We start from the raw sequence: 12,790 nt of genomic DNA on the forward strand, positions 1-12,790 counted from the left end.
TGTGACCAATCGGTTAACAGCCGAACGCTCTACCTACTGAGCTACGATGGCATGTTAATACCCATCACACTTAACCAAATACACCCATGCTTAAAAATCAAAAGATTTTAAACAGTAATTATTACTTTGCAATACATAATATATAAACCTTTTGGTTTTTTCAACATAAAACTAAAAAAAATTAGTTATAATAATAAATTAACCTAACTAGTATATAAACTTTAAGACCATATATAAAAAACATGGATTCTAACATATTCGACTTGATAAAAAAAGCTAATAAAACAACATTAAACAAACATGGCGACTTAATTACACTGGAACGCGCCATATTTCTGTCTTGGTGGTGTGACAAGGGAGACTGTGCATTCTGTTATATGTCAACACAAAAAAATAAAATTAAAAATCCCCAAAAAGCCAGAAGAAATGTCAATAATATTTATGCTGAAGCCGAAATGTGCAAGCGTCTTGACTGGAATATTGAATTCTTATCCGGAGGATATGAATCTTTTACAACATCCGAAATTAAGAAAATAGCAACAACCATTAAAAACATAACTGGTGAGGGGGTTTGGCTAAATACAGGAATAACAGACGAACTGGAGGAATACGGTTCTGAAATAAAAGGAATTACCGGAGCTCTCGAAGTGGCAAATCCAAAAATCCATGAATCTGTTTGCCCTTCAAAAAAAATAGAGGATATAAGCAATATGTTAGATGTCGCAGGGGATTTGGGATTTAAAAAAGCGATAACAGTAATATTGGGTCTTGGTGAAACTTTATCTGATTTAGATTATCTGATAGATTATATTAAAGATCACAAGATCGATAGAGTAATCTTTTACTCATTGAATCCTCATAAAGATACAATATATGCCAATTCATCACAACCCGCTTCCCTATATTACGCCCAGGTCGTAACACATGTCAGACTGGCATTTCCGGATATTGAGATAATCTGCGGAACTTGGATTGATAATCTTGCAAATATCGGCATTTTAATATTAAGCGGCGCAAATGGAATTACAAAATTCCCATTATTCAAAATGTTTGGAACCAAATATGGAAAAAGAGTTGAAGAAGAAGTGAAATGGAGCGGTAGAAAATTAAAGGGAACATTTACCGATAAAAATCAATTAGGTCCTCAAAAAAGTGAATTCACACCAGAATTAGATAAATTTATCAAAAGATATGTTAAAGAATCTTTAAAAAATAAATATTAAATAATTTTTATTTTTACATGATGGTTTAAAGAATAAATTTATAATCTGAAAATTCATCAAAAAACTACTATTTTAATAACCTTTATAAATCCAAGGCACTAAATATTATAATAATATATATTACTAAAAAATTATCAATATGGAGGAATTATTATTAGTGACGATGTCGACATGATGTGCGGACTTGAAATTCACGTACAACTAGAAACTGAATCAAAATTATTCTGTGATTGTCCTACAAATTATCAAGATGCTCCTGTAAATTCAAACATCTGCCCAGTTTGTCTTAATCAGCCAGGAGCCAAACCACAACCAACTAATAAAAAAGCGTTAGAAAATGCATTAATGATTGCTTTAATGCTCAACTGTGAAATCGATAGAAATGTTATTTACTTTATGAGAAAACATTACAATTACCCTGACTTATCTTCCGGTTATCAAAGAACATCAGTACCTATAGGAATTAATGGAGAATTAAATGGGATTAGAATTAGAGAAATTCACGCAGAAGAAGACCCCGGCCAATATAAACCTGACAGAGGCACTGTTAACTTCAACCGTTCCGGAATTCCATTAGTTGAAATTGTTACAGAACCAGATATAAAATCTCCTGAAGAAGCAAGAAACTTCTTAAAAGAATTAATACGTGTTTTACAATATAGTGGAGGAGCACGCGGTGAAGGAACAATGAGAGCCGATGTAAACATCTCCATTAATGGTGGAAACAGAGTGGAAATGAAAAACGTTAATTCCATTAAAGGAGCTTATAAAGCATTGAAATTCGAACTCATCAGACAAAAAAATCTCATGAAAAGAGGAGTCGAAGTTAAACAAGAGACTCGTGCTTACTTAGAATCACAAATGATTACCGTGGGAATGAGGATGAAAGAAGATGCTGATGATTATAGATTCATAACTGATCCTGATTTACCGCCGATGCAAATTTCTGATGAAACAATTCAAAGAATATTGGACACAATGCCTGAAGCGCCACACAATAAGGTGAACAGGTTTATCGAAGACTATGGAATTGATGCAGAATCTGCAAAAGTTTTAACTTCAGAACTTGATTTAGCTATTGCATATGAAGAGGTTGTAAAAGAAATTGACCCTAAATTTACATCCAAATGGATGAGAGATGAACTTAAAAGAGTATTATCTTATAATAAATTAGATTTCGCTGACAGCGGCATTACTGTTGAGGACTTAGTTGAATTTTTAAACATGCTCCAATCCAAAGAAATAACTACCAAAGCAGGACAAAGAATCATTGAACAAATGCCAAATAATGAAAAATCTCCTAAAGCTATTGCTGAAGAATTAGGGCTTCTTGGTGTTGTAAAAGATGATGAAGTAATCAAAGCTGTAAAGCAAGCTATAGATGAAAATCCGAAAGCTGTTGAAGATTATCTGGCTGGACAAAAAGCTTCATTAAACTTCTTAGTAGGCCAAGTAATGAGGATAACACGTGGAAAAGCAGATCCTGGCGAAACTGTTAAAATATTAAAAGAAAATATCCAATAACGGAGGAAACATGATGGTGGAAAAAAAATCTTATGTTAAAGATTACATGACAAAAGACGTTATTAATGTTTCCCCAGATACACCAACTGAAAATGTAATTGAATTAATGAAAGAAAGCCGTCACAACAGCTATCCTGTTGTGGAAAACGACAAATTAGTTGGAATGATAACTGCATTTGATATTGTATCCAAAAAATGGGCAGATACAGTTAAAGGATTAATGAGTACAAAATTAGTAGTTGCTAACCAGGAATTATCCATAAATGATGCATCCAGAGTAATGTTTAGAAGAGGCATATCCAGAATGCCCGTTGTTAATGAACAGGGAAAACTAGTAGGGATTATTACAAATACCGATATGGTCAGATCACATATTGAAAGGTCAACTCCAAATAAAGTAGAATACTTTAAAAAAACCCTGGAACAGTTATATGACATTAAAACTACTTTAAAGCATATGCGTGTTGAAACAAATAAATTACGCCCAACACAAGATAGGGTTTATGCTGATGAACTTGAAGGAAGAACTTATGAATTAAAAAGAGGATTGGCGGAACCTGCAATTGTTGTAAAAGCAGGTGACAGATGGATTTTAGTTGATGGTCACCACAGAGCAGTTGCATCATCACAACAAGGTTACGAAACTGTAGATTCATATGTTATTGATTTAGGAAAAGACATCAAATTAGGTATGGAAAAAACTGCCGATAAGGCAGGAATCAGAACTTTTGACGATATTGAAATTATCGATGATGATAAGCATCCGCTTATAGCCCTTACAGAAAGTCTTCAAGACCAAGAAGGAAAAGGTGATGATTAAATGAATGATACCATTATAAGAGAATTGTATGAGGTTTTAGAATCTCGCCGCGACAATCCTATTGATTCTTATACATCAAATATAATGCAAGATAGTGATAAAAAAGCTGAAGATAAAATACTTGAAAAAATAGCTGAAGAAGCAGGTGAAGTATTAATCGCTTCTAAAAATAATGAAAATTTAGTTTATGAATCTGTCGACTTAATTTTCCATACATTACTACTTCTTGTTTATAAAGGAGTAGAACTTGATGATGTATTTGATGAATTTAAAAGAAGAAGAAAATAATAATTTAACTGGTTGAGAAAATGTTTGATACATTCGCAGAAAAAAAATTTTTATTAAAGGAATTGGTTAAAAAAGATTTAACTTCAAAATATAAGGATTCCGTATTAGGCATACTTTGGAGTTTTTTTAACCCCCTTTTAATAATGTTAGTATTTACAGCAATATTTTCCATGTTATTTGGTCGTCAAATTGAAAACTATCCGGTTTATTTCCTGACTGGAAGAGTAATATACGATTTTTATAATACCGGAACAAAAGGAGCAATGGGCTCAATTAAAAAGAATGGCAACCTGTTAAAAAAAATATATGTTCCGAAATATATGTTTTCCGTAAGTACAATCTGTTATGAATTTATCAACTTTTTAATATCACTCGTGATTCTATTTATAGTAATGATAATAACAGGAGCATCATTCCATTGGACAATAATAGTTTCAGTTGTTCCAATGATATTTTTATTATGTTTAATCTTTGGTGTGGGATTGATATTGGCCGTATGCAACACTTATTTCTCAGACATCGGCCATTTATATAAGGTATTCACACTTGTGTTAATGTATGCTTCAGCATTGTTTTATCCTATGGAAATTGTTCCTCCGCTTGTACAAAAGATATTTACATTAAATCCTGTTTATTCTGCGATTTCATGTTTTAGAGAATGTATCAGTTATGGTGTCCTGCCGAATGGATCCACATTATTATATTTGGCGGCATTTTCACTGACAACATTAGGAATTGGAATATGTTTATTTAAAATCTATGAAAAGAAATTAGTATTGGAAATATAAGGTTTTATTATGAGTTTACTTAAAAAAATAAAAGGATTGTTTAAAAATAAAGATCGGACAGACATGGAAATAGGGACTTCTGTTGATCCTAAGTTTCAAAATAATAGATTTAAAAACATTAAAATATATGCTCCTGATGTGGAAATGGTGCATATGGACGGAACTGATTTTACAGCCCGGATTTTAGATGGAAATAATAATCCTATTACAAATAAAAAAGTAATATTTGAAGTAAATGGGAAAAAATACGATAAATTAACCGACAGTGAAGGGTATGCCAGACTGGCAATTGAACTTGATGCTAAAACATATGAGATTACAACATCTTATCCTGCAGAAGAAGAATACTTCCCAAAAATAAAATCAAAGTTGACTGTATTGAAATCAGATGAAGAACCTGCAGGCACTTCTGAAAATATAAATACTCGATTATATGCGCCAGACATGGTTCTTTTTTCCAATGACGAACCGGATTATACAGTTAGATTATACGATGAAAATGACAATCCGTTAACTGGTGAGAAACTTAAAATAGAAGTTAATGATGAAGTTTATGAAGAGACTAGTGATGAAATGGGATTTGTATGTTTGGATTTGAAACTAAAACCAGAAACTTACAATATAAAAACAACATTTGAAGGTTCAGATGACTATTCTCCAATATCCAAAAATTCAGAAATTGAAGTTAAAATAAGAGATGTTGATAGGGAAGTAATGATTGATGTTGAACATGTTGCAATGGAATTTAAAGTATCCAAGGATAAAATTGATACATTAAAAGAATATGCTATCAGAACAATAAAAAGAAACAAAAAACAGACAAAAAAGATTAGAATTTTAGATGACGTCACCTTCAAAATTTATCGCGGAGAGCGAGTGGGTATTTTAGGGTTTAACGGAGCTGGAAAAAGTACTCTCCTTAGAATAATAACTGGTATTTATGAGCCTACAGAAGGAAACATAAAAATCAATGGGAAAATCGCACCATTACTAGAATTAAGTGCCGGTTTTGACAAAAATTATACTGGAAAAAATAATATTTTCTTAAATGGAGCACTATTAAGCATGGAAGAGAACTTCATTAAAGAAAAATATGATGAAATCGTTGAGTTTTCTGAACTTGGAGAACACATCAATTATCCCGTTAAAAACTATTCCAAAGGTATGAGAGCCAAATTAGGTTTTTCAATAGCTACACTTATAAATCCGGAAATCCTAATTATTGATGAAATTTTGGCTGTTGGAGATATTAAATTCAGAAAGAAAAGTTCTAAAAAAATAGAATCAATGATGAAAGAGGGAGTTACAGTCCTTCTTGTTTCACATTCCATAGGTCAGATAAGAAAAATATGTGACAGGTGCATCTGGATTGAAAACGGCCGCGTATATATGGAAGGAGAAACACAAAAAGTCTGTGATGCTTACGTTAAACGTGCTAAAAAATAATTTAAGGTTTTAAAATGGACAAAAAATGGATTTTAATATTAATAATATTGATTGTAGGTTGCTTTTCCATGTATTTCATTGTGGAATCATCAAATACAGTCGGAACTGCAATAACTGTTTTGAACAAAACTGTTGTAACAATTCCAGATGATTTGTCAATCAAAGCAAGTGAGAAAAATCATGTGGAACTATTTAATAAACACGGCACTGAAAAAATACATATTAAGGATATGGGAAAGAACGATACCTCTTTAAATTCCTTTAAAAACAATCTCAACAATCTCAAAAGTAAACCGGACATTAACATTATTTCAAATTCCACATATGACATTAACAACATTACTACTTACAGAATTGATTTTGAAAATACTACCAGTGGAAATATGACCTTTGCATATCTTTATACTGCAAACCATACATTTACTATAAATATGAGCGGATATAATAATACTCAATCATTAAATAGCGATTTAGAGTTCATAGTTAGTACTTTAAAACCAGATTTCAAACAATCCCAAGATTAGTTAGCGTGATGAAATTGGACAAAGTTGAATTTTCAATCATAATCCCAACTCATAATTCAGAACTGGGGATAAAAAAATCAATTGACTCCATAATCAATCAAACACTTGATTTTAAAAGAAATGTTGAAATAATTATTGTAGACATAAATAGTGAAGATAACGGAAAAGAGATCTGTTATGAGTACATTAACAAGTACCCTGAAAACATTTTTTACCATCAGCTAGATGAATCAGATTCAATCAGCGCCAAAAATATTGCAATTGAAAATGCCTGCGGAAGATTCATCTGCTTTTTAGAGCCTCATGACTATTTTTCAAAAGATGCATTATTAAATCTTTTAAAATTCGCCAATAGGTATGAAGAGGTGGATTTAATCTCACTTCCGATTTTTTATTATAAAAATGGCAGAAAAGAACGCTATCTCAACTATAATGTTAGAAATACAAAAAAAATAAATCTTATTGACAATCCCCAATATTCGCAGTTATTGGGCATGTCAACTTTTTTTAAAAAAGAATCTGCTGCAAATATTGAATTTTTAAATGCTGCTAATGAAAACATTACATTTTTCAGTGAAATTTTAATCAGTAATCCCGTATTAGGGATTTGCAGTGCAGGAAGCTATTTTGCAAGCAATATAGATGAAAAAATTTATCCTTATGACAATACATTTTATCTAGAAGAATATGACTCGTTTATCCAATATAATTTCGATTATTTAAAAGAGAAATGTTTTAGCGAATTTAGAGAAATTCCATCTTTTATCCAGTTTAATTTTATTAATCATTTAAGATGGCTTTTATCAGTGCAAAAAACATCCGAAAACGTTGACTTAAAAAGGTTAAGTGAAAATATAGGACATATTGATGATGACATACTATTGAACAACATGCTGCTTAAAAGAGAACTTAAAATAGCTTCATTTTTAATAAAATATAATAACGAATTAAATAATGGATTAATGGAAAAATTAGGTTTAAATACTGTTTTCGTTGACATTTATGACATTGTTGATGACAAACTCCATATTTTAGCAAGCACAATAAATAGCACCGCTAGAAAGATCAATATTTTAATCAATAACGAATCCGTTAACACTAAAGAGCTGAAATTTCCCCAAAAATATAATCCCATATTGGGTTATGACTTATTACATGATTACTCTCTTGAATGTGTCATTCCAATTGATACAAGCCATGAATTCAGATTAAAATTCGAACAAAACAATACCCAACTCCACATTGACTTTTCAAGACCTTGTAATTTTTCTAAGAAAGCAGGTTATGCAAAAACCAAACATTACCTGAGCATTTTAAAAAATGACACCATTATAATTGAAAAGAAAACCTCATTAAAATGGATCAGACAGGAGATGAAATCTTTAATTAGTATGGTTAAAAATCATGAATCTGGGTTTATAAAAGCAATCCCGTTTAGAATGGCTTATATGTTAAGTTATCCTTTTTTGAAAAACAAAAAAATATGGTTTTTCATGGACCGTCCTGATGAAGCGGATGACAATGGTTTGGCATTGTTTAAATATGCCATTGGAAAAGATGAAGATATTGACAAATACTTCATTTTAGACCGGGAAAACAAGGAATATGAAAATATTAAAAAAATTGGCAATGTGATTGCTTATAAATCCCTGAAACACCGATTTTTAGGACTGTATGCCGAAAATATCATCACATCACATCCAGACAATGAAATCATTTATCCGTTTTGGGGAGGATACCCCTTTTTTGCAGGTCTTTTAAAATCCAATAATATGTTTCTGCAGCACGGCGTCCTGAAAGATGATATTTCAAGTTGGTTAAATAAAGCATCCATGAATTTATCTTTATTTGTAACATCATCGACTAAAGAATATGAATCGATTTTTAAATATCCTTACAACTATGACAAAGATACTGTTCAAACACTAGGCTTGCCTAGATATGATACTCTCAAAAACCAAAAAAATAAAAAGCAAGTTATCATCATGCCATCCTGGAGAAAAGATTTGAATCACAAATCCAAAGAATACATTAAAGAAAATGAATTTTTCAAAAGATTCAATTCATTAATAAACAACAAAAGATTAATCGAAAATGCTCGTCAGAACAATTATGAAATAATTTTCAGACCACATCCGAATGTTTATAATTTTATAGATTTATTTGAAGAAAACGATTATGTTAAAATCGACTATGATAAAACAAAATACCAAACATTGTTTGGCAACGGATCTTTAATGATTACGGACTATTCTTCAGTTGCATTTGATTTTGCATACCTATATAAACCTGTCCTATATTATCACTATGGAAATGACTATCACTTCGATTTAGAAAATAGCTATTTTAATTACGAAACGATGGGTTTTGGAGAAGTTGCAAAAACAGAAGACGAATTAGTTAATCTGATTATTGATTATATTGAAAATGACTGTAATCTTAAAGATGAATACCATGCCAGAATCAGCGAATACTTCTTATATAATGATAAAAATAACTGTAAAAGAGTGTATGATAGAATTAAGGAAATTAACCTAAAGGATTAATTCCATATTATACATACCCCTTTCAAAACTTCCAATTTTAATTCTTTTTTTATCAAAGACCTTAAAACCTAATTTTTCATAAAGTTTTCGGGCTCCAGTATTTCTAAAATCTGCATCCAGAGTGACCCTTTTTAAATTTTTAGACCGAGCATAATCAATAATTTCAGTCAAAACCTTGCTGCCCATTCCCTGACCTCTTAAAGAATTATCTATTGCAATTTCAGCAACATGAAAATCCCCTTTTTTAACGTCGGACAATACAAAATAATCTAGAATATCAACAATGATTAATCTTAATGATTTTAATCTTAAGTCATGGGGTTTTTCAGAAATATATGACATCAATATTCCCATTATTTCACCATCATCATTTAAAATTACTTTAAAACTGCGTTCGGGCTCATGTTTTTTTAAATCATTAGCAATTGTTGAAACAGCCTTGTTTTCATCGCTAAATAATAAATCAAAAGTTCTAAAATCAACATCATAAACAAGTTTAGCAACCTTATTTATGTCATGAATCTGGGGATTGAAATTTTCATATTTCATAATTAATCACTCTTTACAATAGTTAAGGCAAATACTCCTGCGCCAAACCCATTATCAATATTTACAACTGCAATTCCTGGAGCGCATGACTGAAGCATTGCATCAAGTGCAACCCTTCCACCTTCGCCAACACCATATCCTACCGAAGTTGGAACCGCAATAACAGGAACATTTACAAGCCCTGCAACAACTGAAGGCAATGTTCCCTCCATCCCTGCACAAACAATAATTGCGCGAACGCTTTCTTCAAGCATATGTGCAATTTGAGGAAATAATCTGTGAATGCCTGCCACTCCAACATCATATGAAGTGATGGCTTCACATCCTCCTTCTTCAACGATTACGCGGGCTTCTTCAGCAACATTAATATCTGAAGTGCCTGCAGTCATGATGCCTATTTTTGCGATTGGCTCTTTTTTAACTATTTCCTTTCTAATAACTAAAATTTGAGCCTTTTTATTATAATCAAAAATAAAAGAATTATCGCCCAAATCATTTAAAATTCTTTCATACTTCTCATTTGACAATTTAGTAATTATTAAATCATCATTATTAGATTGCATGTGTTTTTTAATAATTATGAGCAAATCATCATAATCTTTGCTTAGTGAAAACACTGCCTCTGGAAAACCTGTCCTCTCTTTTCTATTGATATCAAATTTGACAACATCATCAATTTGCAAAATATTATCTGCATTGATTAATTTTTCTGCTTCATCAATATTAAGTTCTCCATCGACTAATCTTTTGAGAATATCTTTCATAATATTATAATATAGAGGATAAAATTATATAAAATTTACTTACAATAATATAACTTATGAATTCATTGAAGATTTTAACACAAGGAATAGTGCAAGGAGTGGGATTTAGGCCATATGTCTATAGATTGGCCAGCGAACTAAATCTCAAAGGATATGTTAGAAACCTCGGAAATGTTGTTGAAATCATTATTGAAGGTGAAAATGCCCAGTCATTTGTCGAAAGACTTCCAAAAGAACTGCCCCCAATAGCAAAAATCAATTCCATGAATGTGGAGGCTATTGAAAAGCATGATTATACTGATTTTGAAATAATTGAAAGCGGAGATTCCTATTCCGGAATTAGTGTAATACCTCCAGATATTGCAATATGTGATAAATGTCTTAGTGAAATAAGAAATCCTGAAGACAGACGTTATAAATATGCTTTTAATGCCTGTACCGACTGCGGACCAAGATTTACAGTAATTGAAAGTGTACCTTACGACAGGATAAGAACTTCAATGGATGAGTTTCCATTATGTGATGAGTGCTTAGCAGAATATGAGGAACCTTTAAACAGACGTTATCATGGAGAAGCAATATGCTGCAGCGAATGCGGACCTGAAATGGAACTATATGAAGGTATGCACAAAATAAATACCGACAATCCTATAAAATCAGGTGCTCAAAAGCTGAAAGAAGGAAAAATATTGGCCATAAAAGGAATTGGCGGAACACACCTAGTTGTTGATGCCTATAACGATAAAGCCATAAAAGAACTGAGAAAACGCCTTAACCGCCCCAATCAGGCATTTGCCGTAATGTGCAGGGATTTGGAAAGTCTTCAAGATTATGCTGAGTTAACCGAAAAGGAAATAGAAACCATCACTTCAAACAAAAGACCTATTGTTATTTTAAAGAAAAATAATGATTATGCATTTCCTGAAAGTTTATCACCGGGACTTCACAACATTGGAGTGATGCTCCCATACTCTCCGATGCACCATCTGCTATTTGATGAAGGAGACATTGATACTTATGTCATGACTTCGGCAAATACTCCTGGAGAACCAATGATGATTGCAAATGATGAGATTGTCAACGGAGTTAGCGATTATTCATTAGTTCATAACCGTCAAATTCTAAATAGATGCGACGATTCCGTTATCAGATTTAGAAACAATGAATTATCATTTATTAGAAGATCAAGAGGATATACTCCCGAACCATATACAATAAATTACGATGTAAATGATTTGAATGTGCTTGCCTTAGGCCCTGAACTTGATGTGACCTTTTCAGTTGCAAAAGACAATATCGTATATCCTTCTCAACACATCGGAAATACAAACAAACCGAAAACATTGGCTTTTTTAAAAGAAGCTATTGAAAATATGGAGAGAATAACCAAAATCAATGAATTTGACATGATTGCCTGTGATTTGCATCCCAATTTCTTTACAACAAGACTGGCTCATAATTTAGCTGAAAAATATGGTTGTGAAGTTCTTCAGGTGCAACACCATCATGCTCATTCTGTTGCTTTGGCCAATGACAGCGCAATAGAAGAAATGATTGTAATTGCTGCTGACGGAGTAGGTTATGGAAGTGACAAAACCAGCTGGGGAGGGGAAATTCTCTATACAAATATTAAAGACTTTGAAAGATTAGGACACCTGCAGCCTCAATTAATGCCCGGAGGAGATGTGGCTACAAGATATCCTGCCAGAATGCTTGCAAGTATTTTAAATGATGAAGACCTAATTAAAAACTATTCAGATTACTTTAAATACGGAAATGTTGAAATAAAAAATATTTTCAAACAGATAGCTGCCGGAATTAATGTTGGCAAAACAACAAGTACCGGAAGAGTCCTTGATTCAATGGCAGTTGCTCTTGAAATATGCCATGAGCGAACTTACGAAGGAGAATGCTCAATGAAACTGGAATCTGCAGCATATTACTCCACTAAAGATTTGGAAATTCCTATTGTTATTGAAAATGACACTCTGAATACCAGTGAAATCCTAAAAGAAGTTGTGAAGTTATATCAAAATGGTGAGAAAAAAGCAGACGTTGCAGCTGCAGGCCAAAATGCCATTGGAAAAGGATTAAGCGAACTTGCAATAAGTGCAGCAAATAAAAAAGGAATTAAAGAAATCGGAGCAACAGGAGGAGTATTTTACAACGAAGCCATTACAAACACTGTTAAAAATTCTATTGAAAATGAGGATTTTACATTTATCCAGCACAAAAATACATGTGCGGGAGACGGATCCGTATCTTTAGGCCAAGCAATTATTGCTAAAAAATTATAAAAAAGATGGTTTAAATAAAAC

Annotated in this window: 11 protein-coding genes; 9 read left to right on the forward strand and 2 right to left on the reverse strand. The window is 32.1% G+C overall.

Annotated features, from left to right (window positions below):
• The first annotated feature begins 233 nt into the window (after positions 1 to 233).
• The 8 genes from Q4Q16_RS00905 (at position 234) to Q4Q16_RS00940 (ending at position 9,159) form a co-directional block, all read left to right on the forward strand.
• Positions 234 to 1,223 (forward strand): radical SAM protein, encoded by a 990-nt coding sequence (locus Q4Q16_RS00905; RefSeq protein ID WP_303345658.1) that lies wholly within the window; start codon positions 234 to 236, stop codon positions 1,221 to 1,223.
• A gap of 171 nt (positions 1,224 to 1,394) precedes the next feature.
• On the forward strand, positions 1,395 to 2,747 hold the full coding sequence (gene gatB, locus Q4Q16_RS00910; protein ID WP_303345515.1) for an Asp-tRNA(Asn)/Glu-tRNA(Gln) amidotransferase subunit GatB: 1,353 nt from the start codon (positions 1,395 to 1,397) through the stop codon (positions 2,745 to 2,747).
• Positions 2,748 to 2,760: 13 nt separating this feature from the next.
• Positions 2,761 to 3,567 carry a CBS domain-containing protein gene (locus tag Q4Q16_RS00915; RefSeq protein WP_303345659.1) on the forward strand — a complete coding sequence of 269 codons (807 nt, stop codon included), beginning with the start codon at positions 2,761 to 2,763 and terminating at the stop codon, positions 3,565 to 3,567.
• On the forward strand, positions 3,568 to 3,855 hold the full coding sequence (gene hisE, locus Q4Q16_RS00920; protein WP_303345516.1) for a phosphoribosyl-ATP diphosphatase: 288 nt from the start codon (positions 3,568 to 3,570) through the stop codon (positions 3,853 to 3,855).
• A 20-nt stretch (positions 3,856 to 3,875) separates the two neighbouring features.
• Complete coding sequence (locus Q4Q16_RS00925) at positions 3,876 to 4,643, forward strand: ABC transporter permease (RefSeq protein ID WP_303345517.1); 768 nt, start codon at positions 3,876 to 3,878, stop codon at positions 4,641 to 4,643.
• 9 nt (positions 4,644 to 4,652) lie between these two features.
• On the forward strand, positions 4,653 to 6,089 hold the full coding sequence (locus Q4Q16_RS00930) for an ATP-binding cassette domain-containing protein (RefSeq protein WP_303345518.1): 1,437 nt from the start codon (positions 4,653 to 4,655) through the stop codon (positions 6,087 to 6,089).
• Positions 6,090 to 6,103: 14 nt separating this feature from the next.
• Positions 6,104 to 6,613, forward strand: a complete 510-nt coding sequence (locus Q4Q16_RS00935; protein WP_303345519.1) for a hypothetical protein — start codon at positions 6,104 to 6,106, stop codon at positions 6,611 to 6,613.
• Positions 6,614 to 6,621: 8 nt separating this feature from the next.
• On the forward strand, positions 6,622 to 9,159 hold the full coding sequence (locus Q4Q16_RS00940) for a CDP-glycerol:glycerophosphate glycerophosphotransferase (protein WP_303345520.1): 2,538 nt from the start codon (positions 6,622 to 6,624) through the stop codon (positions 9,157 to 9,159).
• Here the strand turns inward: Q4Q16_RS00940 and Q4Q16_RS00945 are convergent.
• Together Q4Q16_RS00945 and larB are read right to left on the reverse strand one after the other, a co-directional pair.
• Positions 9,148 to 9,708 (reverse strand): GNAT family N-acetyltransferase, encoded by a 561-nt coding sequence (locus Q4Q16_RS00945; RefSeq protein WP_303345521.1) that lies wholly within the window; start codon positions 9,706 to 9,708, stop codon positions 9,148 to 9,150. The two genes, Q4Q16_RS00940 and Q4Q16_RS00945, sit on opposite strands and share 12 nt — an antisense overlap.
• 2 nt (positions 9,709 to 9,710) lie before the next feature.
• Complete coding sequence (gene larB / locus Q4Q16_RS00950; protein ID WP_303345522.1) at positions 9,711 to 10,472, reverse strand: nickel pincer cofactor biosynthesis protein LarB; 762 nt, start codon at positions 10,470 to 10,472, stop codon at positions 9,711 to 9,713.
• Between the two features lie 56 nt (positions 10,473 to 10,528).
• Between larB and hypF the strand changes: the two genes are divergently transcribed.
• Complete coding sequence (hypF, locus tag Q4Q16_RS00955) at positions 10,529 to 12,769, forward strand: carbamoyltransferase HypF (RefSeq protein WP_303345523.1); 2,241 nt, start codon at positions 10,529 to 10,531, stop codon at positions 12,767 to 12,769.
• The last annotated feature ends 21 nt before the right edge of the window (positions 12,770 to 12,790 follow it).

Origin of the sequence: Methanobrevibacter sp. (genome assembly GCF_030539875.1) — an archaeon.
Lineage (GTDB): Archaea > Methanobacteriota > Methanobacteria > Methanobacteriales > Methanobacteriaceae > Methanocatella.

Bases quoted from the DNA above. Each gene is read 5' to 3' on its own strand.
- gatB (WP_303345515.1), top strand. From the start codon at position 1,395: ATGATGTGCGGACTTGAAATTCACGTACAACTAGAAACTGAATCAAAA.
- Q4Q16_RS00915 (WP_303345659.1), top strand. From the start codon at position 2,761: ATGGTGGAAAAAAAATCTTATGTTAAAGATTACATGACAAAAGACGTT.
- hisE (WP_303345516.1), top strand. From the start codon at position 3,568: ATGAATGATACCATTATAAGAGAATTGTATGAGGTTTTAGAATCTCGC.
- Q4Q16_RS00925 (WP_303345517.1), top strand. From the start codon at position 3,876: ATGTTTGATACATTCGCAGAAAAAAAATTTTTATTAAAGGAATTGGTT.
- Q4Q16_RS00930 (WP_303345518.1), top strand. From the start codon at position 4,653: ATGAGTTTACTTAAAAAAATAAAAGGATTGTTTAAAAATAAAGATCGG.
- Q4Q16_RS00935 (WP_303345519.1), top strand. From the start codon at position 6,104: ATGGACAAAAAATGGATTTTAATATTAATAATATTGATTGTAGGTTGC.
- Q4Q16_RS00940 (WP_303345520.1), top strand. From the start codon at position 6,622: ATGAAATTGGACAAAGTTGAATTTTCAATCATAATCCCAACTCATAAT.
- Q4Q16_RS00945 (WP_303345521.1), bottom strand. From the start codon at position 9,708: ATGAAATATGAAAATTTCAATCCCCAGATTCATGACATAAATAAGGTT.
- larB (WP_303345522.1), bottom strand. From the start codon at position 10,472: ATGAAAGATATTCTCAAAAGATTAGTCGATGGAGAACTTAATATTGAT.
- hypF (WP_303345523.1), top strand. From the start codon at position 10,529: ATGAATTCATTGAAGATTTTAACACAAGGAATAGTGCAAGGAGTGGGA.